The following is a 25,801-nucleotide window of genomic DNA, read 5'->3' on the forward strand; positions in this document are numbered from 1 at the left end:
TACGACGAACCGGTCGTAGGCCCCGTAGTCGGGCTCGTGTACCTCGCGCACCAGGGGTTTCGTCTCCACCTGGACCGGAAACACAAGTTCGACCGCCGGTGCGGATCTGCGGTGTTCCGGAATGCCTTGTTGCCGAGAAAGATCCTGGTTTCGGTAAATTTCCAGCAAAATGTGGGGTTTGGAAACACGATCGGCACGAGAAGTTTTCCATGAACTGTGGCAAAACGCCTGCGACGGGTCGCGCCCGGGCCCCCGATTGACTAGCCTCACGCTGCGTGAAGGCAATTCGCAGATTCACCGTCCGCACCGTCCTGCCGGCCGAGCTCGCGCCTCTGGAGCGGCTCGCCGCCAACCTCCGCTGGTCCTGGCACGCCCCCACACGCGAGATCTTCGCCGCCGTGGACGCCGCCGTCTGGGAGCAGTGCGGGCAGGACCCCTTCCGCATGCTCGGCGAGGTATCGGCGGACCGGTTCGCCGAGCTGGCCGGCGACGGGGATTTCCTGGCGCGGCTGCGCGCCGCCGACTCCGACCTGGCCGACTACCTCGCGGGCGACCGCTGGTACCAGCACCACGCCCGCGAGGTCGACGCCCCCGCCGCCGTCGCCTACTTCTCCGCCGAATACGGCCTGACCGCCGCGATGCCCCAGTACTCCGGCGGGCTGGGCATCCTCGCCGGGGACCACCTGAAAAGCGCCAGCGACCTCGGCGCCCCCGTCATCGGCGTCGGCCTGCTCTACCAGCACGGCTACTTCAGCCAGGCGCTCTCGCCCGAAGGCTGGCAGCTGGAGGACTACCCCGAGGTCGACCCCCGGGGGCTGCCGCTGACCCAGCTGCGCGACGGCGCCGGCGCACCGGTCGGCGTCGGCCTGGACCTCCCCGGCGGGCTGCGGCTGAGCGCCCGCGTGTGGGTGGCCCGGGTCGGGCGCGTGCCGCTGCTGCTGCTGGACGCCGCCCACGAGGACAACCCCGCCGACCTGCGCGGGGTCACCGACCGCCTCTACGGCGGCGGCAAGGAGCACCGGCTGCGCCAGGAGCTGCTGCTGGGCGCGGGCGGCGTGCGCGCCGTGCGGGCCTACTGCCGGCTCAACGAGTGCCCCGAGCCCGAGGTCTTCCACATGAACGAGGGCCATGCCGGGTTCCTCGGCGTGGAGCGCGTGCGTGAGCACGTCAGTGCCGGCCTGTCCTTCGCCGAGGCGGTCGAGGCCGTCCGCGCGGGGACCGTCTTCACCACGCACACACCTGTGTCGGCCGGGATCGACCGCTTCGACCGCGACCTCGTGCACCGGCATTTCGCCCCCGGCGACTCGGTGGCGCCCGGCCTGGACGCCGAGGACGTACTGCGGCTGGGTGCCGAGGACTACGCCGGCGGCGATGCGGGCGTGTTCAACATGGCGGTGATGGGCATGCGCATTGCCCAGCATGTCAACGGGGTCAGCAGGTTGCACGGCGCGGTCAGCCGCGACATGTTCCGCGGACTGTGGCCCGGCTTCGACGCCGCCGAGGTGCCGATCACCGCCGTCACCAACGGTGTCCACGCCCGCACCTGGGTGGCCGAGGAGGCACAGGAGCTGGCGCGCCGGATGGTGCCCGACACCGGGGAGTTCACCCGTGCGGAGGGCTGGCGCAAGGTCACCGACGCCTCCGAGGCCGAACTGTGGGAGATGCGCCGCACGCTGCGCGAACGCCTGGTGGCCGACGTGCGGGCACGCCTGCGCGCGTCCTGGCGGCGGCGCGGGGCCAGCGACGCCGAACTGGGCTGGGTCGACGACGTCCTCGACCCCGACGTGCTCACCATCGGGTTCGCCCGCAGGGTGCCCTCCTATAAGCGACTGACCCTGATGCTGCGCGACCCGGAGCGGCTCGCCTCCCTGCTGCTCGACCCCGAGCGGCCGCTGCAGATCGTCGTCGCGGGCAAGGCGCACCCCGCCGACGAAGGCGGCAAGCGCCTCATCCAGGAGATCGTGCGCTTCACCGACGACCCGCGCGTGCGGCGCAGGATCGTCTTCCTGCCCGACTACGACATGGCCCTGGCCCGCTCGCTGGTGCAGGGCTGCGACGTGTGGCTGAACAACCCGCTGCGCCCCCTGGAGGCGTGCGGCACCTCGGGCATGAAGTCCGCGCTCAACGGCGGGCTGAACCTGTCGGTGCGCGACGGCTGGTGGGAGGAGTGGTACGACGGCTCCAACGGCTGGGCCATCCCCACGGCCGACGGTGTCGCCGACCCCGACCGGCGCGACGCGTTGGAGGCGGCGGCGCTGTACGACCTCGTCGAGCAGCAGGTCGTGCCGCTGTTCTACGACTTCGACGACCGCGGGCTGCCCAAGCGGTGGCTGGAAATGGTCAAGCACACGCTCGTCTCGCTGGGTCCCAAGGTGCTGGCCACGCGCATGGTGCAGGACTACGTCGAGCGGCTCTACCAGGGCGCCGCCGACTCCTCGCGGATGCTGGCGGCCTCGGACCTGAGCGGCGCCCGCGAGCTCGCCCTGTGGAAGCAGCGGGTGCGCGACGCCTGGCCGAAGGTGCGCGTGGAGCACGTGGAGACCACTGGAACCGAGGGGCCGCCGCAGGTCGGCGGCGACCTCCGGGTGCGCGCGTCGATCGACCTCGGCGGTCTGAGCCCGCAGGACGTGCGGGTCGAGGTGGCGATCGGGCGCGTCTCCGACGCGGAACCGGAGGCGCTGGTGGAGCCGGTGCTGGAGGAGCTTTCGGCCGACGGCCCGCCCGTGTCGGCGGACTCGGCGAAACCGGCGGGCCGGGAGGCCCCGGCGGCGGGCGACCGCCCCGCGGAGCGAGCCGGCGCGGTGCGCTACAGCGGCGCGGTGACGCTGGCGCGCGCGGGGGACTGCGGTATCACCGTGCGGGTGCTGCCGAGTCACCCGCTGCTCGGCGAACCCGCGGAGTTGGGGCTGGTGGCCGTCCCGGACGCCCCCGACGGAGTCGGCGACCAGATGGTGCTGCGCTGAGGAGGCCGCGCCGGCGGGCCCGTCGGCGGCGGTGCGGCCGCGCGGCGGGGGCGTCGCCGTTGCCGGTGCGGCGCGGTCAGTGGCGCTAGTAGCGCTTCACCGGCGGCGGATGCTCCTGGAGGAGGCGCCCGGCGACGCCGTGCAGCATCGCGCGTTCCTGCTCGTCGAGTCCGGTGAACAGGCGCGCCTCGGTCGCCTCGACGGCCTCGGCCCCCTCCCGCAGCACCTCGCGTCCGCGCTCGGTGGGCGCGACGATGTAGCGCCGCCGGTCGTCGGGATTGCGCAGCCGCTCGGCGAGGCCCCGATGCTCCAGGTCGTCGACGACGCCCACCATGACGTTGGGATCGATGCCCAGCCGCCGGCTCAGTTCCCGCTGCGAGGGCGAGTCCAGCGAAGCGGCGGTGGCGAGCACGTTGAACTGGCGGGGGGTCAGCTCCAGCGAACCGAAGGCCTCCTCGGTCATGGCGTAGACCATCTCGCCCAGCTTGATCAGCCGGTAGCCCGTGTGGCCCCACAGCGTGCTGCCCGCGTCCGCGCCGGTGCCCTCGGCTTGGTCCATGCGCCACATGCTAGTTCGAACGCGGCGGTCGCCTCGCTGCACCGCGGCCCGGACCCGCGGTTCGGCGCAGTGCCCGCACCGCGGTCACGCCCCGGCGGCGTCCTCGGCGTTCTCGCGGTTGTCGGCGGTCTCGCCGCCGTCGGCCTCCCAGCGCAGCAGGTCTCCCGGCTGGCATTCGAGCGCTTCGCAGAGGGCGGCGAGCGTCGCGAAGCGCACCGCCTTGGCGCGGCCGTTCTTGAGTACGGCCAGGTTGGCCGGGGTGATCCCGACGCGGTCCGCGAGTTCGCCCACGGACATCTTCCGCTTGGCCAGCATGACGTCGATGTCGACGGCGATCGGCATCAGATCACCTCGTCGAGTTCGGCCTGCATCTGCGCCGCCTCGGCGTCGCGCGCGATCGCCTGAGCGAGCAGCATCCGCAGCACGAGCACGATGAGCGCGACGCCCAGGATCGCCACGCCGACTCCGCCCAGCAGGAGGACGACGCCGGGTGCGACGGCCTCGCCCGGAGCCAGCAGGGTCCCCATCGTGAACACCAGCAGGGCCGCCGCCACGATCGCGCCGATCACGACGTGCACGTACCGGAAGGCGGCGGTGGAGAAAACGGTCGCCCGCCGCACCATCGTCACCAGCCGCCATACGCAGACCAGGACGACCTGGGCCGCCACGATCCCCAGGAGCGCGATCACGATCAGGGCGCTACGCAGGTGCGCGAGGTCTCCGCCGGCCTCCCGCAGGTCGACCGCCAGCAGCGGGACCATCACCGCCTGGACGAACACCGAGCCGGCGAGCAGCATCGCGAGGACGGCGTGTAACGCAAGCACCGTCAGTTTTCCCATGGCTCCTCCATCATCCTCCAGCGTCGCCCTTCGATCGAGCAACGATGGAAAACTATCGAGTTTCGATAGGAATGGCAAGAGTGGTACCCGCCCGCGGCCACGGGACCGACCGCCGGATCGGCGGGCACCACACTTCTGACCTGCACGGTCTTGGCTCGCCTTGACCTTTCGCGTGCCGACGTCCCCATAATGGAAGGAAACCGACAGGGGAGCGCTTTGGCGCTGAGAGTGCGGTCGGCGACCGCAGACCCTCACACACCTGATCTGGGTAATGCCAGCGAAGGAAGTCGTGAACCCGTTTGCCGGTCCGCGGGTGCGCTCATCGTTGCAGCGCGCGCCTCTCGGTCTCGGCGGACGCTCTTGGCCTGGGCTCTCTCGCTCCGACATGCGAAGGAATGTCACGTGAGTGAGCAAGCATCGAGCAAGCGAGCCGCGAGCAAGCGGAGTGCGGCCGGCCGCGGCCCGAGCAACGTGTTCGCCCGCCTCTGGAGGAAGGTGCTCGACGTGAGCGCCTCCTACCGCACCGTCGACATCGTCGTGCCCGCGGTGCTGGGTGTGGCCGTCGGGGTGATCTTCTGGGCCTGGGGCCTGCTGTGGCAGGTGACCGGCCCGCTGTTCGCCTTCTTCCCGCCCGCCCAAGCCCTCATCTACGGCATGTGGCTGCTGCCCGGAGTCCTCGGCGGGCTCGTCGTCCGCAAACCCGGCGCCGCCACGCTCACCTCCACCGCGGCCGCGTTCGTCTCGATGGTCCTGGGCACGCCGTGGGGCATCGAGGTCATCGTCGCCGGGTTCCTGCAAGGGCTGCTGCCCGACCTGGTCTTCGCCGCGGCCCGGTACCGCCGCTGGGGCATGGTGATCTGCATGGCAGCCGCGGCCGCCGCCGGCATCGCGCCCGCCGTCTGGGACAACGTGCGCTACTACCCCACCTGGCCGCTGTCCTTCCAACTCACCTACGGCGTCCTCGTGGTGCTCAGCGCCGCGGTGATCGGCGGCGTCGGCGCGCGGCTGCTCACCTCCGCCCTGGCCCGGGCGGGCGCGCTCTCCGCCTTCCCCTCGGCCCGCGGATGACATCCACCGGCGGCGGTGGCGCCCGCGTCGAACTGGCCGACTGGGGCTGGCGCCACTCGGGGCGGGACGCGTGGTCGCTGCGCGGGGTCGACCTCGTCGTCGAACCGGGGGAGCGCGTGCTGCTGCTCGGCGCCTCGGGCGCGGGCAAGAGCACGCTGCTCCATGCCCTGGCCGGGCTGACCGGCGCGTCCGGAGCGATCTCCGGCGACGAGGAGGGGCGGCTGCGCGTCGACGGCGAACCCGCCGGCGCCGCGCGCGGCGCCGCCGCCCTGGTCAGCCAGGACCCCGAGACCCAGCTCGTGATGGCCCGCTGCGGCGACGACGTCGCCTTCGGCCCGGAGAACCTCGGACTGGACCGCGACGAGATCTGGTCGCGGGTGCGCGGCGCGCTGGACGAGGTCGGTTTCGGCTACGGGCCCGACCGCCCCACCGCGGCGCTCTCCGGCGGCGAGAAGCAGCGGCTCGTGCTGGCCGGTGCCCTCGCGATGCGCCCCCGCCTGCTGCTGCTGGACGAGCCCACGGCCAACCTCGACCGCGGCGGTGCCGCGCGGGTGCGGCGCGTGCTCCAGCACCTGCTGCGCCGCAGTGAGGCGACCATGGTGCTGGTGGAGCACCGGGTGGCCGAGGTCGTCGGCGACAGCGCCCACGCCGACACAGAGACCGACACCGACACCGACACCGCCACCGGCGCCGCCGATGCGGGGGAGGCGGTGGCCGATCTGGTCGACCGGGTCGTCGTGGTCGAACCCGGAGGCGGCGTGGTCGCCGACGGGCCGCCTTCCGCCGTCTTCGCCGACAGCGGCCGGCGGCTGGCCGAGCAGGGCGTGTGGGTGCCGGGCCGCGAGCCGCGGCCGCAGGTACCCGCGGGCGCACCGGGCGCAGCGGTCGTCGAGGCCGCGGACTGCACGGCCCGGGCCCCCGGCACGCCCGGCCTGCTCGGCGATCGGGGGACGCCCGTCCTGCACGGCGTCGACGCCGTCGTCCGCGCCGGCTGCGCGACCGCCCTGACCGGGCCGAACGGCGCGGGAAAGTCGACCCTGCTGGGGCTGCTCGCCGGCTTGGACGCCCCCGACGGCGGAACCGTCGCACCGCGCGGCCCCCTGGCCGACGTCAGCCCCCGGCCGTTGGCGAAGTGGCCGGCACGGCGCCTGGCGCGCCACGTGGGCACGGTGTTCCAGCACGCCGAGGACCAGTTCGTCACCGCAAGCGTCCGCGAGGAGCTGGCTTTCGCGCCCCGCCGCGCCGGGCTGGGGCGGCGCGACACCAACCGCCGCGTCGACGAACTGCTGGAGCGCCTGCGGCTCACCGGGCTCGCCGACGTCCATCCCTTCACCCTGTCCGGCGGCGAGAAGCGTCGGCTTTCCGTGGCCACCGCGCTGAGCTCGGGGGCCTCGCACGCCCCCGGCGTGCTGCTGCTGGACGAGCCGACGTTCGGCCAGGACACCCGCACCTGGCGGGAGCTGGTGGAGCTGCTGGCCCAGCTGCGCGCCGACGGCCGCGCCGTGGTCGCCGCCACGCACGACACGGCGCTGCTGCGCAGCTTCGCCGACGTCGAAATCCCGTTGAGCGGCGGGTGCACCGGCACCCCGATCGCCCGGACGGCCGAGGGCGCGAAGGCCCTTGGTGCAACGCGACAAGACGCAGCCTCGGCCGGCGATGCGGGTAGCGGTCCGGTGGACGGCGGCGCGACCGGCACCGCCGCCGCGCGCGAGTACCGCAACGGACGGCGCGCGACCGGGGGAACCGGGAAAGGGGAGCGCGGATGACCGCCGACGACGCCCGGCGGGGTCGGACCGCAGCGGCGGCGCCGCACCGCCCGGCATCAGCCGGTCGGCGCGGACGCGTCTTCTCCGGGGCGCGCCGCGTGCCCGCCCCGCCGCCGGCCGAACCGCCCCCGGCGGCGGCCGCCGACCCGGACCCCCGCGAGCCGGCGTCCTCCGGCCGCGGTTCCCCGTGGGCGTGGCTGCCGCGGGCGGACCCGGCGGGCAAGCTGCTGGCCGCCGTGCTGGTCGCGGTCGGGCTGATTCCGGTGGTCGATCCGGTGACCTCCGGAATCGTGCTGGGCGCCGCATTGGCGCTGCTGCCCTTCTCCGGGCTCGACCGTGTCCGGCTGACGGCGGTCGGGGTGCCGCTGCTGCTCATGGGTGGGTCGATCGGGCTGGTCAACCTGCTCTTCGGGACCGAGGGGCCGATGGGCGCCCTCGGGGCGGCCGTGCGGCTGCTGGCGATCGCGCTGCCGAGCCTGCTCGCCGCCGTCACCAGTGATCCCACCGACATGGCCGACTCCCTGGTCCAACGCCTGCGCGTGCCCGAGCGGCCGGCCGTCGCGATCCTGGCCGCACTGCGGCTGGCGCCCCTGCTGGTGGACCAGTGGCGCACGCTGGGCCGTGCCCGCCGCGCCCGCGGCCTGGACGCCGGCGGGAACCCGCTGCGGGCCGTTTCGATCTTCGCCGGCAAGGCGTTCGCCCTGCTCGCGCGTTCGATCCGCACGGGAACGCTGCTGGCCATGGCCATGGACGCGCGCGGGTTCGCCGGCGGTACGCGCAGCCACGCCCGGCTCAGCCGCTGGCGCACCGGCGACACCCTGCTCATCGCCGGCACCGCCACCGTCCTGGGCGCGGCCCACGCCGTATCGCTCGCCGTGGGAGCGTGGACGCCGCTGACGTTCTGACCCGCACGGGGCGGCCGGACACGCGGGCGCCTGACCGCGGCCCTAAGCCGTGTTTAAGAACGCCGGTCTGCTGTGCGGCCTTGTTGGTCTGTCGGGTGGATGGGTGGTCTTACGGAGAAGCGGCGCCGAGGGCGGTGGACGGCTGGGCCCGCGGTCGTCGGGTCGGGTGCTCGCCGGTGGCGCACCCGACGGGGGCAGCGAGACGCCGGCGGGGCCGGGCCTGCGGTGGTCGGGGCGTCGGCGTGCGGGCACCCGCGACCGCGCCCCGCCGCGCGGCCTCCACCCTGTGCGGGCCCGGCAGGGGACACGGCGACACCCAGCCGGCCTACCGGCGCCGGTAGGTCCCCTATGCCGGTCCATCCGGCGATGATCGCGAACTTATGGCCGCGGAATACGCCTTCCTGCGACCATAAGTTCGCGATAGACGGGCCAAGCCGCGCCGAGTCTGTCTGTGGGGACGGATTCGGCGCCGAATCCGTCCCCACAGACAGACTCGATGGGACCGGTGCCGCCCAGCAGAGCCGAGCCGCCCCACGTCGGCCGCCGCCACCGGCGGGCACCCGTCCCGTTGGGCGCGGGCCCGGCCATCCGCCGTGCTCGCTGCTATGAAATGCATCTCAGGCGCAGGACATCAGCGGCGTGTGGCGATCCCGCGCTTGTGACGAACTTCAGTGGCGCAGGCGTGTGGGACGCCGGGTGGTGGAGGCAGGCGCGGGCAGTGGTAGGTATTGAGGCGCGAGCGCCGAGGGCCGGGCGCGGGCGCCGGGAAGGCCGGAGCCCGGCGGCCGGCCGGCGGCGAGGTTGCCGACGTTTGCGGAGGTGCCCGGTGACGAGTGTGGACGAGGCCGCCGGAGAGTTCGTCCGGGTCGAGCGCGATGCCGACAACCCGGCCGTCGCCGTGATCCGGCTGGACCGGCCGAAGATGAACGCGCTCAACGGGCAGGTGCAGCGCGAGATCGGCGCGGCGGCGGAGCGGATCGGCGCCGACGACAGTGTGCGCGCCGCGGGCGCCGACGTCAAGGAGATGGCCGAGATGGGCTTCGCCGACATGGCGGCCCACTCGCGGGTGCTGCAGGACTCGCTGACCGCGGTGGCGCGCGTCCCCAAGCCGGTCATCGCCGCCATCACCGGTTTCGCACTCGGGGGCGGACTGGAGCTGGCGCTGTGCGCCGATTTCCGGGTGGCGGCGGAGGACGCCCGGCTCGGCCAGCCCGAGATCCGCCTCGGCGTCATCCCCGGCGCGGGCGGCACCCAGCGCCTTCCCCGGCTCATCGGTCCGGCCCGCGCCAAGGATCTGATCTTCACCGGGCGCCAGGTCGCCGCCGAGGAGGCCCTGGCCATCGGCCTGGCCGACGCGGTGGTCCCCGCGGCGGAGGTCTACGACCACGCCGTGGCGATGGCGGCCAGCTACGCCAACGGGCCCGCGCTGGCGCTGAGCGCGGCCAAGCAGGCGATCGACGGCGGTCTGGAGACCGACATCGCCACCGGACTGGAGATGGAGCGCATGCACTTCGCCGGATTGTTCGCCACCGAGGACCAGAAGGCCGGCATGCGCAGCTTCGTCGAGGAGGGGCCGGGCAGGGCCCGCTTCTCGGGCCGCTAGCGGCGTGCGCGCCGATCCGTCCCGGCGCGGTCCGGCGCCGGCGTTCGGCACACGGACATGGCGAGAACGCCGACAACCCGAGCGGAGGAGACCCGATGTGGGGACTGAAGACCGAACCGGTACAGGAGCGCCCCGATCTGGTGGCCGCCCCTGTCGCCGCCGCACTCGACGGGTGGGGCCCCGCCGAGCGGGTGCTGGCCGCGCCCATCGACCCCGACCTGGCTGACACCGAGAACTGCGCCGCCGCCTACGGCATCCCGCTGGGCGCTTCGGCCAACTGCGTGGTGATCAGGGCCAAGCGGGCGGGCGAGGTCCGCATGGCGGCGTGCATGGTGTCGGCGACCACGCGGGCCGACGTCAACGGGACCGCGCGGCGCCACCTCGGGGCGCGCAAGGCGTCGTTCGCCGCCCAGGACGACGTCGTCGCCTCGACCGGCATGGCCTACGGCGGCATCACGCCCATCGGCCTGCCCCAGGGGTGGGCGGTCCTGGTCGACGAGGCGGTGCTGCAGGCGGGCCACGTGGTCGTCGGCAGCGGTCTGCGCTCCTCCAAACTGGTGCTTCCGGGCGCCGACCTGGCCGAACTGCCCGGCGCGGAGGTCATCTCGGGTCTCGGGGTGCGCACGGACTGACGGGTCGGCGCCCGCCGGTCCGGCCGGGCCCGGTCCCGCCCGAGCCGGCGCCGGTGTGCGCTGCGCTCCCCCCCGGGAGTTCCGCGCCGCTGCCTGCCGGGCGCCCCTCCGCACGGCGGGCTTTCACGTTTCGGCGACCGCGGCGGAACCACACGCCGCGCAACGTGCGTCATACTCGTGTGGTCGCTTGGAAGGCGGGCCGTATGCGGCCGGATCGCCGCCGCGGTCTTCCCGCGCTCGGGCGGCCCGGCTAGCTTTGCTCATAGGCGCCGCCGCGGAGCCGGGTTCTTCGCCGCGGCAGCCGAAGGACGTGATGCTGCGGAGTGTGCGATGGCGGATCGGCCCGCAGGCCGGGTTCCGGCTCCTGGCCCGGCCATCCCCAGCGGATAGGCTTGAAGTCGTGCTGTGCCAGGTTTGAGGGGATGAATTCGCAATGGCAATGTCGGCAGGTTTCCCCGAGGGTGAGGAGCTGCCGGAACGCGTCGGCCCATACATGATCCGCCGCCGGATCGGCCAAGGCGGAATGGGCGTCGTGTACCAAGCCGTCGACCCCCGGCAGGACCGGCTCGTCGCGATCAAGGTGCTGCGTCCGGAGGTGGCCGGCGACCACATCGCCCGTGCGCGGCTGGCCCGCGAGGTGGCCACCATGCAGCGGGTGCACAGCCCCAACGTCGCCGAGGTCGTCGACGCCGACACCGACGCCGAACTCCCCTGGGTCGTCACCGAGTACATCCCCGGCCCCACCCTCGACTCCACGGTCACCGACCACGGTCCCCTGCGCGGCCGCGCACTGACCCGGTTCGTCTCGGGCATGGCGCGCGCGATCGACGACATCCACGCCGCCGACGTCATCCACCGCGACCTCAAGCCGGGCAACGTCATCATCTCCAACGGCGAGCCGATCGTCATCGACTTCGGCATCGCCCACGCCGTCGACGGCGCCAAGCTCACCCAGACCGGCACGTTCGTCGGCACACCCAGCTACCTCTCCCCGGAGGTCATCGAGGGCACCGACCTCGGTCCGTCCACCGATATCCACGCCTGGGGCGCCACAGTCGCCTTCGCCGCCACCGGGCACCCGCCCTACGGCTCCGGGGCCTTCGAGGTCATCTTCTTCCGCATCCTCAACGGCGAGATCGCCCTGGACGGCATGCCCGACGAGCTGAAGCCGCTGGTCCAGGCCGCGGTGTCCCGCGACATGGCCGCGCGCCCGACGGCCGCCCAGCTCGTCGCCCAGACCGGCCGGCTCAACCTCGACCTGCCGCTGAGCGAGGACCTCGCCTCCTACGTGGGCAGCGGCGCGACCGGCAACCACACCGTCAACGCGCCCACCCCCGAACCGGCGCAGGACCGGTCGGAGAGGTCCGGGGAGCGATCCGGGCGCGGACAGAGCGGCGGCTGGGGCTCGGCGGCCGCAGGGGCGGCCGCGGGAGCGGGGGCCGGCGCCCTGGCGGGCTCGGCCTGGGGCGGCGAGTACGCCGGGGGCGAGCGCGGCGCCGACGCCGGAAGCACCATGGCCGCGGGCTCCGGCGGAGCCGACCAGACCCGGGTCGGCGGCGGCGCGGACCAGACCCGGGTCGCCGGCGGTGCCGACGACACCCGGGTCGTCGGCGGCGCGGATCAGACGCGGGTAGGCGGCGCCGAAGACACCCGAGTGCCGCGGGACGGCATGCTGGGCAGCTACGAGGCCGACACCCCGAGCGCGGGACCCGGTACCCAGTACTTCAACTCCACGCTGCGCCCGGAGGACTTCCGGGACATCCTCACCCCCGTCGAGGAGAGCCGGTCGCCCTCGCGCCGCCACGACGACGGCGAGGGCGGCGGCATGTTCGACCGTGTCCGCCGCTCCGGAAGCGACCGCCTCAGCGACTACATCGACTCCGGCGACGACCACTACGGCGGCGGCTACTACGAGGAGCGCGAGTCGCGCCCGCTGCCGTGGCTGCTGCTGATCCCGGTGCTGGTGTTCCTCGCCGGCCTCTGCCTGGCGGCGCCGGTGCTGGGCCTGGTCGTGGGCCTGCTTACGGCGAGCATCCTGGGGGCGCTGGACACGGTCAAGAGCGAGCACGCCCGCCGGCTGCAGACGCGGGGGCCGCGCAGCTCCGACAACATGGTCGTCGCGCTGAGCATGCCCTGGGCCGTGCTGCGCACACTGGGCCGCAACCTGGTCTACGGATTGGGATACCTGCTGGCCGGGATCGTGGTCGGCATCGTCGTCACCATGCTGACCGGGGACGGCACCAACACGCCGAACTTCGTCGGTTCCTACGCCTTCACCCTCGTCGTCGTACTGAGCTTCCTCGGCCCCAACGGCCGTCCCGCCGTGCGCCAGGCCCGCGCCGCCCTCGACGGCATCACCGTCCGCAGCCCCTACGTCTACTGGGGTGTGATCGTGGTCGTGGTGCTGCTGGCGCTGCTGGTCGCCTCCTACGGGATCGGCGCCGCGCCGTCGTGGTGGGGGATGGGCAGCGGCCCCTCGGGTTGGCCGGTCTTCGGCGGCTGACGCGCGTCGGCGTCCGCGGCCGCTTGCCGCCCACTCCACTCCGGCCGGTGGGGCGGGGGCGCGTTCGCCACGTGTGCTACTAGCCAGTAACATCGGGGTGTAACAGCAGAATCCGCAGGCGGGAGGCGTGACGGGAACGCCACCCGCCACCCGATGGCAACAGTGCATCTGGCACCCTCAGGGGCCACGGGCGCGCCAGGCGTCCGCGCCGTCCGAGTGGGCGACGCATGGGAGTGCAGGGAGGTCGGCCACCGGCCATGAATATTGTCGTATTGGTCAAGCAGGTCCCCGACACGGCGACCGAGCGCAAACTCTCGTCCGACGACAACACGCTGGACCGCGCGGCGTCGGACGGCGTCATCAACGAACTCGACGAGTACGCCATCGAGGAGGCGCTGCTCCTCAAGGAGAAGCACGGCGGCGAGGTCACCGTCCTGACGATGGGACCCGACCAGGCCACCGACTCCATCCGCAAGGCGCTGTCCATGGGAGCCGACAAGGCGGTCCACCTCGCCGACGACGCGCTGCACGGCTCCGACGCCCTGCAGACCGCCTACGCGCTGTCCAAGGCGCTGGGCGCGGTCGAGTTCGACGTCGTCGTGCTCGGCTCGGAGTCCACCGACGCCCGCACCGGCGTCGTGGGCGCCGCGCTGGCGGAGTACCTGGGCCTGCCGCAGCTCACGCTCGCCGGCAAGGTCGACGTCGACGGTCAGACCGTCCGCATCCAGCGCGCCACCGACTACGGCTACGACGTCGTCGAGGCGCAGCTGCCCGCGGTGGTCTCGGTCGTCGAGAAGATCAACGAGCCGCGCTACCCCTCGTTCAAACTGATCATGCAGGCGAAGAAGAAGCCGGTGGAGAAGCTGTCCGTCGCCGACGCCGGCATCGAAGCGGAGAAGGTCGGCCTGGCCAACGCCGGCACCGCCACCGACGACTTCGCGCCGGCTCCGCCGCGGGCCGCGGGCACCGTCGTCAAGGACGAGGGCGACGGCGGCGCGAAGGCCGCGGAGTTCCTCGCCGAGAAGAAGTTCGTGTAGGTCCGGCGGAGACGAAGGAAGGATTGACAGATGGCTGAGGTCCTCGTCCTCGTCGACCACGTCGACGGAGAGGTCAAGAAGGTCACCACCGAGCTGCTGACCGCCGCCCGCCGCATCGGCGAGCCCGCGGCCGTGTGGGTCGGTGGAGGCGCCGACGCCGGCAAGGCCAAGCTGGCCGAGTTCGGCGCGCAGAAGGTCTACACGGCTCCGGCCGAGCTCGACGACTACGTCGTGGCGCCCAAGGCCGAGCTGCTCGCGAAGCTGGCCGGCGAGAAGTCGGCCGCGGCCGTGCTCGTCTCGGCGACTCCGGAGAACAAGGAGATCGCCGGGCGGACCGCGGTGAAGCTCGGTTCGGGTGTGCTGACCGATGTGGTCGACGTCACCGGCGAGCTGGTCGCCGAGCACAGCATCTTCGGCGGAGCCGTCGTGACCCACGCCCGCGTGCAGTCGGGTGTGCCGGTCGTGGCGGTGCGCCCCAACTCCGTGCCGGCCGAGCCTGCCGAGGGCGCCGCCGAGCAGGAGGAGGTGTCGGTCGAGCTGTCCGCGGCCGCCACCGGCGCCAAGGTCGTCGAGCGCGTCGTGCAGGAGAAGGGCGCGCGCCCGGAGCTGACCGAGGCCGCGATCGTCGTCTCCGGTGGCCGGGGTGTGGGCTCCGACGACTTCTCCGTCGTCGAGGCGCTGGCCGACTCGCTGGACGCCGCCGTCGGCGCCTCCCGCGCGGCCGTGGACTCCGGCTGGTACCCCAACCAGTTCCAGGTCGGCCAGACGGGCAAGACGGTCAGTCCCAACCTCTACGTCGCCCTGGGCATCTCCGGCGCGATCCAGCACCGGGCCGGTATGCAGACGTCGAAGAACATCCTCGCGGTCAACAAGGACCCCGAGGCGCCGATCTTCGAGCTGGCGGACTTCGGAGTCGTCGGCGACCTGCACACGGTTGCGCCGCAGCTGACCGAGGAGGTCACCAAGCGCAAGTAGGTGCGGGCCGGTCCCTGCAGGGGCGGTGTGCACCGGCCCCGGGCGCGGCGCCCGGGGCCGCCCGCGCCGGTCGCGCCGAGCGGTCCGCGCCCGTGCCGCGCCGCCCATGGTCGCACAGGCCGGGGCACGGGGCGGCGGCGTGCTGCGCCGCCGTATCCTTGAAGGCGCCATGGTGTACCTGGATCACGCCGCCACGACCGCCGTCCGGCCCGAGGCCGTCGCGGACATGACCGAGGAGTTCGGCCTCCTCGGAAACGCCTCATCCCTGCACGGCGCCGGCCGCCGGTCCCGCCGCACCGTCGAGGAGGCGCGCGAGGAGATCGCGGCTGCGCTCGGCTGCACCCCCAACGAGGTCGTCTTCACCGGCGGGGGCACCGAGGCCGACAACCTCGCCCTCAAGGGCCTGTACTGGGCGCGCAACCAGGCCGATCCCGCGCGCAACCGGGTCCTCGTCAGCGCGGTCGAGCACCATGCCGTGCTCGACCCGGTTCGCTGGCTGGCCGACCACCAGGGCGCGGTGTGCGAGGAGCTGCCCGTCGACTCCGCGGGCCGGGTCTCGCCCGGCGACCTGCGGGCCGCCGTCGAGCGCGACCCCGGCGACGTCGCCGTGATCTCGGTCATGTGGGCCAACAACGAGATCGGCACCCTGCAACCGGTGTCCGAGCTGGCCGCGGTGGCCCGCGAGTACGGCATCCCCTTCCACACCGACGCGGTGCAGGCGGTCGGCGTCGAGCCCGTCGATTTCGCCGCCAGCGGGGTGTCGGCGCTGACGCTGAGCGGACACAAACTCGGCGGACCGGTAGGCGCGGGGGCGCTGCTGCTGGCCCGCGGCACCGATCCCGTGCCGGTGCTGCACGGCGGCGGCCAGGAGCGCGACGTCCGCTCCGGCACCCTGATGACGCCGCTGCTGCGCGGCTTCGCGACGGCCGTGCGCCTGGCCGTCGCGGAGCGCCCGGGGCACGCGGCCGAGCTCGCCGCACTGCGCGACGACCTGGTCGCGGCGGTGCGCGAGCGCGTGCCCGATGCGGTGCTCAACGGCGATCCGCTGCGGCGGCTGCCCGGCAACGCCCACCTGTCCTTCCCCGGCTGCGAGGGCGATGCGCTGCTGATGCTGCTGGACGCACACGGCATCGAGTGCTCGACCGGGTCGGCCTGCTCCTCGGGGGTGTCCCAGGCCAGCCACGTGCTGCTGGCCATGGGCGCCGATGCCGAGACCGCGCGCAGCTCGCTGCGGTTCTCGCTGGGCCGCGGTTCCACCCGCGCCGACGTCGAGGCGCTCGCGGCCGCCATCGGCCCCGCGGTCGAACGCGCCCGGGCCGCCCGCCGCAAGCGCCGCGCGGCTTGAGGGCTGTTCGGCAAGGGTCGGGCGAAACCGCCCGCAGCCGCGCCCGTGCCCGCGCCGGATCGCGGGCGCCGGCGCTGCCGCCCGCGTGCGGCCCCGTCCGGTTTTTGCTCCGGCAGACTTACCAGGCCCGACGGCGCCCGACAACGCCCGACAGCGCCGCACAGCCGATCCGGGCCGCCCTGCCCCGCGACCGGCGCCCGGCGGAGTCGTGAGCCGTCTCAGCCGCCCAGCTGGCGCCGGATCGGCCGCTTGAGCTGCTCGATGTACTGCCAGTCGGGGTCGAGCCGGGTCTGCACGGCGGGCTGCCCCTCGCTCCAGTCGCGCAGCGCCGCCTCGAAGTCGCCGAGCACACCGGAGTCGGGGTCGAGGTAAAAGTAGAACTGGCGCTGCCCGCCGACGGTCTGCTGGGCCAGCAGCGCGCCGTTGTCGCCGAGCAGGGTGCGCAGGCCCGCGGCGAACTCCTCCAGCGCGGTGGCGGAGGGCTCGGTCGGCAGCCGGTCGTCGTCGCTGTTGGAATAAGGCAGCGAGACGTGCACGTAGAGGGTCAGCGCGGGGAAGTCGCGGCGGTGCAGCGGGTGGCGCACGGTGATCTCGACGATTCCGCGCAGCGGCAAGCGGCCCTGCAGCGTCACCCAGCCGCCGCTGCCCATGGCTTGGGCGAGCTGCTCGACCACCGAGGGCATGGACGTGGGCGGCAGCGGGTCCAAGGGCTTCTCCACCAGCGGGTCGACCTTGGAGATCCAGCGAACGTAGTCGTCCTCACCCAGGGCGAGCATCACCACGTGCTCACAGACGCCGCTGCGGGTCTCCTCGGCCAGGAACATGAAGTCGGGGTGGTAGACACCGACCTCCATGCTGTTGTGCTGCTGGTCCACGCGCATGGCCACCGTGCAGTGGGAGAGGTCCAGTTCGTGGCCGTGCCACTCGACCGCTTTGCCCAGCCGGTCGTGGTCGCGGGGGATGGCCGGGTAGAACCGCCATCCGGACTCCGCAGGGGCCGCGCGCGCCCAGCGCTCGGTGAGGACCCGCGCCCGGTCGTCCGCTCCGGCGGTGAGGGTCAGCGCGTAGTCGCCGCCGCCTTCCAGCGAGGCCAGGGGGTCGTCGAGCGCGGCCATGCGCTCCAGCAGCCTGCCGGGATCGCTCTCCTCGTCGAGCCCGAGGTCGCCCGCGTCCCCGAGGCCGCCGCCGGTGCCCTGCGGCGCCGTACCGAGCTCCCAGGTCGCCTCCGGATGGATGCGCCGGACTGCTTCGGTCAGCCGCTCGGCGACGTCATCGGGCGGCGGCTCGCCGCTGTCGACGGAGGACGCCAGGGCCGTCCGGAACTCGGGCCACTGGTTCCAGAACCCCTCCACTGCGGCGGCGGAGTCGGACTGCTCGGATCGGCGGCGACGGAACAAAGCCATGCTCATGATTTTCGCAGAACCCGGCGGTACACGCGCCACGCGGCGGCCGGGTTCGGGGCCCGCCGACCAGGCGCCCTGCGCCGGCACGGAACCGGGTCGAGACGGGGTCGCGCGGGCGCATACTCTGGGAGGCGCTATGACTTTGCGTGTACTGGCCGCCATGTCCGGCGGCGTCGACTCCGCCGTCGCCGCGGCCAGGGCCGCCGAGGCCGGCCACGACGTCACCGGCGTGCACCTGGCCCTCTCGAAGAACCCGCAGTCCTACCGCACCGGCGCACGCGGCTGCTGCACGGCCGAGGACTCCCGCGACGCGCGGCGCGCGGCCGACGTGATCGGCCTCCCGTTCTACGTGTGGGACATGGCCGAGGAGTTCGACCGCGACGTGGTGCAGGACTTCGTCTCCGAATACGCCGCGGGCCGCACGCCCAACCCGTGCCTGCGCTGCAACGAGAAGATCAAGTTCGAGGCGGTGCTGGACCGCGCGATCGCGCTGGGCTTCGACGCCGTGTGCACCGGCCACCACGTGCGCAAGACCGACGGCCGGCTGCGGCGCAGCGTCGACGCGGACAAGGACCAGTCCTACGTGCTGGGGGTGCTCGACCGCGAGCAGGTGGCGCACGCCATGTTCCCGCTGGGCGACTGCACCAAGGACGAGGTCCGCGCCGAGGCCGACCGCCGCGGGCTGGCGGTGGCCGATAAGCCCGACAGCCACGACATCTGCTTCATCGCCGACGGCGATACCGCCGGCTTCCTGAACGGTCGGCTGGGCGACGAGCCGGGGCCCATCAAGGACGAGGCGGGTGAGGTCCTGGGCACGCACCAGGGCGCCCACTCCTTCACGGTCGGGCAGCGCAAGGGCCTCAACCTCGGGGGCGCGGCGAAGCGGCGCTACGTGCTTTCCATCGAGCCCGTGGAGAACACGGTCACCGTCGGCCCCCGCGAGTCGCTGCAGGTCGACGAGATCACCGCCGAGCGCCCGGTGTGGAGCGGCGGCGAGCCCTTCGCCGACCCCACGGCCTGCACGGTGCAGCTGCGCGCGCACGGTGAGGTTTACGGCTGCACGGCGGTGCAGCGCGACGGCGAGCTGCTGATCCGGCTGGACGAGCCCGCGACGGGCGTCGCCGCCGGCCAGGCGGCGGTGCTCTACGACGGCGACATCGTCCTGGGGTCGGGCACCATCGGCGCCACCTCGCGCAGCGGCGAGCCGGCGCCGACCGGCTGACCGGCGGCTCTGCCTGTGCGGCGGTCGCATCGACCACATTCGCATCGGCGGCCTGTCACAGGAACTTAGGTTAGGCATAGCATAGTTCCGCGACGGCACGGCGAGTGCGGAGGAATGCGATGGAGTACGGGTTCCTGGAGGGCCGGCCCTTCTGGATCGTCTACGCCGCGCTGTTCGCCATCGCCTTCGCCCGCACCCAGACCATCTACTGGATCGGCCGCGGTGTCGGCGCGGGTCTGCACCGCTCCCGGCTAGCCGAGCGCATCGGCGACCGGATCGCCCGCGCCGAGCGGCTGATCAACCGATTCGGCCCGCCCGTGGTCACCGTCTCGTACGCGACCGTGGGCGTGCAGTCGGCCATCCACCTCGCGGCGGGCGCCATGCGGATGGCCTTCTGGCGCTACCTGGTGGCGATGCTGCCCGGGTGCGCCGGGTGGGCTGCGATCTACAGCCTCGGCGGACTCGCGGTGATCTCCGTTTGGTGGGAGCTGTTCCTGCGCTCCCCCTACCTGGCCGCGGGTGCCGCCGTGCTCGTCCTGGCCGCGGCGGCGGGCGCCGCCGTCCTGATCCGGCGGCGCAGGCGAGCCGCCGCGGACACGTCGCCCGCGGTGGGCTCCGACGAGCCCGAGCAGACCGAGGACTCCCGGACCCGCTGAGCCGTCCTGCCACCGGGCGGGTGACAGGTCTCTTGACCGAAAAGCGGCATCAACGGCGGGTGGATCCTCCCGCCCGCGCCGTCCGCCGCTTCTCTTCCAGACCACCCGCCACCCGGCAGATCACAACGATCCGCGCCGTCGACTGCCCTAACCTTGGGGCTGTGAAGCAACAGCGATACCCCTGGCCAGAGGCGAGTTACACCGGAGTCGGCTCCTTTCCGGGCACCGATGCCGACGAGGCGGTGCGGACGGTGTTCGGGGAGCTTCCCGAGCTGCCGCACCTGCCTGAACTTCCCGAGCGCGGCGCCGGCGCCGACATGATCGGGCGTAGCGGCGGGCTGCTGGCGGACCTGCCGCTGGAGTTGCACGCGGGCGGGTGGCGCGCCGCCCGGCGGCCCGGCCGCGACGTCGAGCGGGCCCGCAGCTTCCTCGCCCGCGACCTGGACGCGCTGGAGGAGCATTCGCAGGGCTTCTCGGGCACGCTGAAGGTGCAGGTCGCGGGGCCGTGGACGCTGGCGGCCTCGGTCGAGTTGCGCTCCGGTGAGAAGCTGCTCGCCGACCCCGGGGCCGTGGCCGACCTGTCCGCCTCGCACATCGAGGGTGTGCTCGCCCACGCCGCCGAGGTCCGCAAGCGCGTGCCGGGAGCCCGGCTGCTCGTGCAGGTCGACGAACCGACGCTGCCCGCGGTGCTCGCCGGCGCCGTGCCCACCGCGAGCGGGTACGGGCGGCTGCCCGCGCCCGACCGCGTCACCGTCGAGGCGCGGCTGCGCGAGTTGTTCGGCGCGCTGGCCGACGCCTCCGCCGTGCCCATGGCGCACTGCTGCGCACCCGAACTCCCACTGGACCTGCTGCAGCGCTCGGGAGCCCGCGCGATCAGCCTGGACGCGACCCGCATCGGCCGCGCGCTGGACGAGCAGATCGGCACCGCCGTCGAGAGCGGAGTCGGCGTTTTCGCCGGTCTCGTGGCGAGTACAGGCGGTGTTCTGTCGGACCCTGCCGATAACGTCGGTCCTGTACGTGAACTGTGGCATCGCATCGGCTTCGCCCCCGAGCAGCTCGCCCGCACCGTGGTCGTCACGCCCACGTGCGGGCTGGGGCGGGCCGCGCCCGACCACGCTCGCGCGGCGCTCAGCGCGTGCCGCCAGGCGGCGCGGGTGCTGCACGACGAACCGCAGCGGTAGCGACACCGGAAAGGACGTGTGAGGGTGAGCGCACAGGAGCCGACGGCCGAGGACCGCGCCCCCGCGCAGGTGCGCGAGCGCCACGCCGAGCTGTCCGCGGAGCTGGACGACCACAGCTACCGCTACTACATGGGCAAGCCGGTCATCTCCGACGCCGAGTACGACACGCTCATGCGCGAGCTGGAGGGCATCGAGGAGCGCCACCCTTCCCTGGTCACTCGGGACTCGCCCACGCAGAAGGTCGGCGCGCCCATCAGCGTCGACTTCGCGCCGATCGAGCACCTGGAGCGCATGCAGAGCCTCGACAACGCCTTCTCCGCGGAGGAGTTCGAGGCGTGGGTGCAGCGTGTCGAGTCCGAGGCCCCCATCGACGCCTACCTGTGCGAGCTGAAGATCGACGGTCTCGCCGTCGACCTCGTCTACGAGAACGGCCGCCTGGTGCGGGCGGCCACCCGCGGCGACGGCCGCGTCGGCGAGGACATCACCCTCAACCTCCGCACCATCGAGGACATCCCCGTCGACCTCGACCAGTCCGCGCGCGCCGCGCCGGAGCTGCTGGAGGTCCGCGGCGAGGTCTTCCTGCCGGGCGAGGCGTTCGAGGAGCTCAACGCCCGGCTCGCCGACGAGGGCAAGACCCCTTTCGCCAACCCGCGCAACGGGGCCGCCGGCTCGCTGCGCCAGAAGGACCCGCGCATCACCGCCACCCGGCCGCTGAGCATGCTGGTGCACGGCGTCGGTGCCCACACCGGTGTGGAGTTCACCCACCAGTCCCACGTCTACGGCCTGCTGCGCGAATGGGGCCTGCCGGTCAGCGACCGCTACCGGGTGCTCACCACCCGCCAGGAGGTCGCCGACTACATCGACTACTACACCGAGCACCGCCACGAGCCCCCCTACGAGATCGACGGCGTGGTCATCAAGGTCGACGACGTCTCGCTGCAGCGCCGCCTGGGCTCCACCAGCCGCGCGCCCCGGTGGGCGATCGCCTACAAGTACCCGCCCGAGGAGGTCACCACCCGGCTGGCCGACATCCGGGTGAACGTGGGGCGCACCGGCCGCGTCACCCCCTACGGCGTGATGGAGCCGGTGCGGGTGGCCGGGTCCGAGGTCGAGTTCGCCACCCTGCACAACGCCCAGGAGGTCGCCCGCAAGGGGGTGCTGATCGGCGACACCGTGGTGCTGCGCAAGGCCGGCGACGTCATCCCCGAGATCCTGGGTCCGGTGACCGAGCGCCGCGACGGATCCGAGCGCGAGTTCGCCATGCCCGAGACCTGCCCGGAGTGCGGCACTCGACTGGGTCGGCAGAAGGAGGCCGACGTCGACGTCCGCTGCCCCAACAGCCGCGACTGCCCCGGCCAGCGCCGCGAGCGGCTGTTCTACATCGCCAGCCGCAAGGCGCTGGACATCGAGGCGCTGGGCTATGTGGCGGCCACCGCCCTCACCCAGCCGCTGGAGCCCGCCACCCCGCCGCTGCGCGACGAAGGCGACCTCTTCGACCTCACCGTGGAGGATCTGCTGCCCATCCGCTCGCTGGTGCTCGACCCCGACACCACCGAGCCCAAGCGCGACCCCGAGTCCGGCGAGCCCAAGGTCGTGACCTTCTTCGCCAACCAGAAGGGCGAGCCGAAGAAGACCGTCGAGAAGCTGTTCGAGGAGCTGGAGCAGGCCAAGGAGAAGCCGCTGTGGCGAGTGCTGGTGGCGCTGTCCATCCGCCACGTGGGCCCGCGCGCCGCCGAGGACCTGGCCCGCCACTTCCGCTCCATCGAGGCCATCGCCGAGGCGTCGGAGGAGGAGCTGTCGGCGGTCGAGGGGGTCGGTCCCGCGATCGTCGCCTCCATCCGCGAATGGTTCGACGTCGACTGGCACCGCGAGATCGTCCGCAAGTGGCGCGCCGCCGGGGTGCGCATGGAGGAGGAGGGTGCGGGCGGCCCGCGCCTGCTCGACAACACCACGGTCGTGGTCACCGGATCGCTGTCCGGTTTCAGCCGCGACGAGGCCAAGGAGGCCATCGCCGACCGCGGCGGCCGGGTTACCGGCTCGGTCTCGAAGAAGACCGGGTTCGTCGTCGTCGGCGACAGCCCCGGCAGCAAGTACGACAAAGCGGTCCAGGCCGGGGTGCCCGTCCTGGACGAAGACGGGTTCCGGGTACTCCTGGAAAAGGGGCCGGATGCGGCCATGGAACGCCGCATCAACACGGATTGAGGGTGCTCAGCGCCTTCGGGTGATAGTCGCGACATCACCGCAGGACAGGGTCGTCCGCGCAGGCAGTGGCATCTACGATGTGCAGTCATTAGGCTACTTGTCGCAGCATTTCAGGTCGAATCGGGTGATCATCCCAGGCGTAGCCTGATTCACCGAAAGTTCCCGATCGGCGACAGCTGGTTATTCAGCGTCGTAAGCTGAAATCGGAACCGATCGGGTGTACCTGCTGATTGCAGACGCTGCGACCGTTCCGGTCATGGGGGGACCGGGCGGTGCACAAGGTGACAGGTTTTGTTCGAAAGCCCCGGCGCCGCGGGGGGAGTAAACACGGCGCCGGGCACCATGAATCCCCCAGAGGACGTCTATGTTGGATCCCAACAGCACGAGGGACATCGGTCCCCGGGCCGGGACGCCGCTGTGGCTCTACCTCGCCGGCATCACGCTCGCCGGGGGAGTGCTCCTCGGCGCCGCGCTGTACTCCTACGGGCTCGGCCGCCTGGAGCAGCTCTCCACCATGCCGCTGGTGTGGCTGATGCTGTGCATGGCCGTCATCGGCGAGCTGCGTCCCATCGCCACGCCGCGCAGCGCACCCGACCAAGGCGCCCCCACCTCGCTGCCGTTCTCCTTTGCGCTGCTGATCTCGCTGGGGCTGCCGGTGGCAGTCCTGGTGCAGGCCGTGGCCTCGGTGATCGCCGGGACGGTGCGCGGCCACGCGCCGCATCGCGTGGCGTTCAACATAGCCCAATACGTACTCAGCTTCGGCGCGGCCGACGTCCTCCTGCGCCTGCTGCTGAGCCCGGTCGGCGAGCCGCCCCGCTCCGTCGGCGGTCCCGACCTCGCCGCGGTCGCCCTCGCCGGCGCCGCCTACTTCGTCTGCAACGTGGTGCTGGTCGACTCCGCCGCCGCCATCCACGAACGCGCGCCGCTGTCGGTCATGCTGCGCAAGGACATCGGCCAGCGCCTGTTCGTCCACGGCGTCCTGCTCAGCCTCGCCCCGCTGGTCTCGGTGGCCATGACCCAGGAGATCTGGCTGGTCCCGCTGTTCGTCTTCCCGCTGGCCGCCCTCTACACCAGCGCCACGCTGTCGGTGAAGCGCGAACACCAGGCCAATCACGACGAACTCACCGGTCTCGCCAACCGCAAGCTGCTCATCCTGCGCACCCAGGAGGCGCTGGCCGAAGCACAGCAGCGCAAACACCGGGTCGGCCTCCTCCTGCTCGACCTCGACCGCTTCAAGGAGGTCAACGACACCCTGGGCCACCCCACCGGCGACCGGCTGCTGCAGACCGTCGCGCGGCGCCTTATCCACAGCGTCCGCCCCGGCGACCTCGTCGCCCGGCTGGGCGGCGACGAGTTCGCGGTCCTGCTGCCGCAGGTGCGCGACGCCGCATCGGCGCGCGAGGTCGCCGCACGGCTGCGCGTCAGCCTGGCCGAGCCGATGCGGCTGGACGGCATGGACTTCGACCTGGAGGCCAGCGTCGGCATCGCGCTCTACCCCAACCACGCCCCCGACTTCGAACTGCTCATGCAGCGGGCCGACGTCGCGATGTACGTCGCCAAGGAGCGCCGCACCGGCGTGGAGCTCTACGAGCCCGACAAGGACCGCAACTCCACGGCGCGCCTCAGCCTCTTCGGCGAGCTGCGCCGGGCCCTGGTCGACGACGAGCTGCTGATGTACTACCAGCCCAAGGTCGGCCTGGCCGACCACCGCGCCGTGGGACTGGAGGCGCTCGTGCGCTGGCGCCACCCGCAGCGCGGCGTCCTGCCTCCGGAGGAGTTCGTCCCGCTGGTCGAACAGTCCTACCTGATGCGCAGCTTCACCCACGAGGTGCTGGAGCGCACCCTGCCCCAGGTCGCGCGCTGGTGGGAGGAGGGTGTGCGGCTGCCCGTGGCCGTGAACCTCTCCGCTCGCGAGCTGCTCGATCCGACCCTGCCCGACATCGTCGCCGCGGCCCTGCGCCGCCACGGCGTCGCCCCGCAGGCGCTCCGGCTGGAGATCAGCGAACGGGTGATGGTCGCCGAGGCCGACGCCATCACGCCCACCATGCTCGCGCTGGCCGACCTGGGCGTCTCGCTGGCCCTGGACGACTTCGGCACCGGCTACTTCACCCTGGCGCGGCTCAACGGGCTGCCGGTCGAGGAGATCAAGCTCGACGAGTCCTTCGTCCGGCGCAGCCTGGCCGACCCCGACGGCCACCTCATCGTGCAGTCGGCCGTGGACCTCGTGGGCACGCTGGGGATGCGCGCCGTGGCCGAGGGCGTGGAGACCGAGGGGGTGGCCTCCGACATGCGCGCGATGGGCTGCTTCGCCGCACAGGGCCGCTACTTCGCCGCCCCGCTGCAGACCGTGGACGTGGTGCCCTGGCTCGTCGAGCACGGCGGACACCGGCCCCCCGCGAGCTACCGCGGCAGCGAGACCAGCGAGGAGCACAGCCGCTCGGCCTGAGCCTGCCGCGGCTGCCGGAGCGGTGCGCGAGCGGGCCCGCCGCGCGTGGACGGCAATAGGATTGAGCTGTCCGAATCCACCGAGCCGCCGCCCCGCAGCGAGCGTCCCGGCGCCGGCGCGCCGGCGGTTCAGCGGAGCGGGCACGTCCGATTCCGCCGAAGAAACGGTTTGCCTACATGTCCGCCATCACCCGCGATGAGGTCGCTCACCTCGCCCGGTTGTCGCGGCTGGCGCTGCACGAGGACGAGCTGGACCAGCTCGCCGCCCAGCTCGACGAGATCATCTCGGCTGTGGCCAAGGTGCAGGAGGTCGCCCAGGGCGACATCCCGCCGACCTCGCACGCCTTGCCGCTGACCAACGTCTACCGCCCCGACGAGTCTCTCCCCGGGCTGAGCCCCGACCAGGCGCTGGCGGGCGCGCCTGCGGTGGAGGAGCAGCGCTTCCGCGTCCCGCAGATCCTGGGGGAGGAGCAGTGAGCGCGGCCGACCTGCTGCGG

General features: G+C 72.9%; 20 protein-coding genes and 1 riboswitch. Of the genes, 16 read left to right on the forward strand and 4 right to left on the reverse strand.

Features of this window, described 5'->3' with window-relative positions:
- Positions 1 to 275 precede the first annotated feature (275 nt).
- Positions 276 to 2,963, forward strand: coding sequence for an alpha-glucan family phosphorylase (gene glgP / locus EKD16_RS05505; RefSeq protein WP_131097396.1), 2,688 nt, complete (start codon positions 276 to 278; stop codon positions 2,961 to 2,963).
- 85 nt (positions 2,964 to 3,048) lie between these two features.
- Here the strand turns inward: glgP and EKD16_RS05510 are convergent, their stop codons facing one another.
- The 3 genes from EKD16_RS05510 to EKD16_RS05520 all read right to left on the reverse strand — a co-directional run bounded on the left by EKD16_RS05510 (position 3,049) and on the right by EKD16_RS05520 (position 4,361).
- Positions 3,049 to 3,522: a MarR family winged helix-turn-helix transcriptional regulator gene (locus tag EKD16_RS05510; protein WP_131097397.1), complete on the reverse strand. Its 474-nt coding sequence runs from the start codon at positions 3,520 to 3,522 to the stop codon at positions 3,049 to 3,051.
- An 84-nt stretch (positions 3,523 to 3,606) separates the two neighbouring features.
- Complete coding sequence (locus EKD16_RS05515; protein ID WP_131097398.1) at positions 3,607 to 3,864, reverse strand: helix-turn-helix domain-containing protein; 258 nt, start codon at positions 3,862 to 3,864, stop codon at positions 3,607 to 3,609.
- Entirely contained in the window at positions 3,864 to 4,361 is a 498-nt protein-coding gene (locus tag EKD16_RS05520) for a DUF2975 domain-containing protein (RefSeq protein WP_131097399.1), read from the reverse strand. Before EKD16_RS05520 ends, EKD16_RS05515 begins: the two co-directional genes overlap by 1 nt.
- A gap of 195 nt (positions 4,362 to 4,556) precedes the next feature.
- Positions 4,557 to 4,664, forward strand: a riboswitch (TPP riboswitch).
- A 168-nt stretch (positions 4,665 to 4,832) separates the two neighbouring features.
- On the opposite strand from EKD16_RS05520, the gene EKD16_RS05525 reads away from it, so the two are divergent.
- From EKD16_RS05525 to EKD16_RS05565, 9 genes are all read left to right on the forward strand, one after another.
- Positions 4,833 to 5,429 carry an ECF transporter S component gene (locus tag EKD16_RS05525; protein ID WP_131102077.1) on the forward strand — a complete coding sequence of 199 codons (597 nt, stop codon included), beginning with the start codon at positions 4,833 to 4,835 and terminating at the stop codon, positions 5,427 to 5,429.
- Positions 5,426 to 7,195, forward strand: a complete 1,770-nt coding sequence (locus tag EKD16_RS05530; protein ID WP_131097400.1) for an ABC transporter ATP-binding protein — start codon at positions 5,426 to 5,428, stop codon at positions 7,193 to 7,195. The genes EKD16_RS05525 and EKD16_RS05530 overlap by 4 nt, the downstream gene beginning before the upstream one ends.
- Positions 7,192 to 8,100: an energy-coupling factor transporter transmembrane component T family protein gene (locus EKD16_RS05535; protein ID WP_131097401.1), complete on the forward strand. Its 909-nt coding sequence runs from the start codon at positions 7,192 to 7,194 to the stop codon at positions 8,098 to 8,100. Before EKD16_RS05530 ends, EKD16_RS05535 begins: the two co-directional genes overlap by 4 nt.
- 835 nt (positions 8,101 to 8,935) lie before the next feature.
- Positions 8,936 to 9,703: an enoyl-CoA hydratase/isomerase family protein gene (locus EKD16_RS05540; RefSeq protein WP_131102078.1), complete on the forward strand. Its 768-nt coding sequence runs from the start codon at positions 8,936 to 8,938 to the stop codon at positions 9,701 to 9,703.
- Positions 9,704 to 9,798: 95 nt separating this feature from the next.
- Positions 9,799 to 10,335, forward strand: coding sequence for a YbaK/EbsC family protein (locus tag EKD16_RS05545; RefSeq protein ID WP_131097402.1), 537 nt, complete (start codon positions 9,799 to 9,801; stop codon positions 10,333 to 10,335).
- Positions 10,336 to 10,768: 433 nt separating this feature from the next.
- The gene (locus EKD16_RS05550) at positions 10,769 to 12,838 is read left to right on the forward strand and encodes a serine/threonine-protein kinase (protein WP_242677246.1); all 2,070 of its coding nucleotides are present in this window, start codon (positions 10,769 to 10,771) and stop codon (positions 12,836 to 12,838) included.
- A 257-nt stretch (positions 12,839 to 13,095) separates the two neighbouring features.
- Positions 13,096 to 13,875: an electron transfer flavoprotein subunit beta/FixA family protein gene (locus EKD16_RS05555; protein WP_207391436.1), complete on the forward strand. Its 780-nt coding sequence runs from the start codon at positions 13,096 to 13,098 to the stop codon at positions 13,873 to 13,875.
- Between the two features lie 30 nt (positions 13,876 to 13,905).
- Positions 13,906 to 14,850: an electron transfer flavoprotein subunit alpha/FixB family protein gene (locus EKD16_RS05560; RefSeq protein ID WP_131097403.1), complete on the forward strand. Its 945-nt coding sequence runs from the start codon at positions 13,906 to 13,908 to the stop codon at positions 14,848 to 14,850.
- A gap of 169 nt (positions 14,851 to 15,019) precedes the next feature.
- Positions 15,020 to 16,195: a cysteine desulfurase family protein gene (locus EKD16_RS05565; RefSeq protein ID WP_131097404.1), complete on the forward strand. Its 1,176-nt coding sequence runs from the start codon at positions 15,020 to 15,022 to the stop codon at positions 16,193 to 16,195.
- A gap of 218 nt (positions 16,196 to 16,413) precedes the next feature.
- On the opposite strand, the gene EKD16_RS05570 is transcribed toward EKD16_RS05565, so the two are convergent.
- Positions 16,414 to 17,598, reverse strand: coding sequence for a DUF695 domain-containing protein (locus EKD16_RS05570; protein ID WP_131097405.1), 1,185 nt, complete (start codon positions 17,596 to 17,598; stop codon positions 16,414 to 16,416).
- A gap of 136 nt (positions 17,599 to 17,734) precedes the next feature.
- Here EKD16_RS05570 and mnmA point away from each other — a divergent pair, with 136 nt between their 5' ends.
- The 6 genes from mnmA to gatC all read left to right on the forward strand — a co-directional run bounded on the left by mnmA (position 17,735) and on the right by gatC (position 25,781).
- Complete coding sequence (gene mnmA / locus EKD16_RS05575) at positions 17,735 to 18,820, forward strand: tRNA 2-thiouridine(34) synthase MnmA (RefSeq protein WP_207391437.1); 1,086 nt, start codon at positions 17,735 to 17,737, stop codon at positions 18,818 to 18,820.
- A 119-nt stretch (positions 18,821 to 18,939) separates the two neighbouring features.
- Complete coding sequence (locus tag EKD16_RS05580; RefSeq protein ID WP_131097406.1) at positions 18,940 to 19,476, forward strand: DedA family protein; 537 nt, start codon at positions 18,940 to 18,942, stop codon at positions 19,474 to 19,476.
- Between the two features lie 161 nt (positions 19,477 to 19,637).
- Positions 19,638 to 20,657: a methionine synthase gene (locus EKD16_RS05585; protein WP_131097407.1), complete on the forward strand. Its 1,020-nt coding sequence runs from the start codon at positions 19,638 to 19,640 to the stop codon at positions 20,655 to 20,657.
- Between the two features lie 24 nt (positions 20,658 to 20,681).
- Positions 20,682 to 22,859, forward strand: a complete 2,178-nt coding sequence (gene ligA, locus EKD16_RS05590) for an NAD-dependent DNA ligase LigA (protein ID WP_131097408.1) — start codon at positions 20,682 to 20,684, stop codon at positions 22,857 to 22,859.
- A 364-nt stretch (positions 22,860 to 23,223) separates the two neighbouring features.
- The gene (locus tag EKD16_RS05595) at positions 23,224 to 25,305 is read left to right on the forward strand and encodes a putative bifunctional diguanylate cyclase/phosphodiesterase (RefSeq protein ID WP_131097409.1); all 2,082 of its coding nucleotides are present in this window, start codon (positions 23,224 to 23,226) and stop codon (positions 25,303 to 25,305) included.
- Positions 25,306 to 25,481: 176 nt separating this feature from the next.
- Positions 25,482 to 25,781, forward strand: coding sequence for an Asp-tRNA(Asn)/Glu-tRNA(Gln) amidotransferase subunit GatC (gene gatC / locus EKD16_RS05600; protein ID WP_131097410.1), 300 nt, complete (start codon positions 25,482 to 25,484; stop codon positions 25,779 to 25,781).
- Positions 25,782 to 25,801 lie beyond the last annotated feature (20 nt).

It is taken from the genome of Streptomonospora litoralis (genome assembly GCF_004323735.1).
Classification (GTDB): domain Bacteria; phylum Actinomycetota; class Actinomycetes; order Streptosporangiales; family Streptosporangiaceae; genus Streptomonospora; species Streptomonospora litoralis.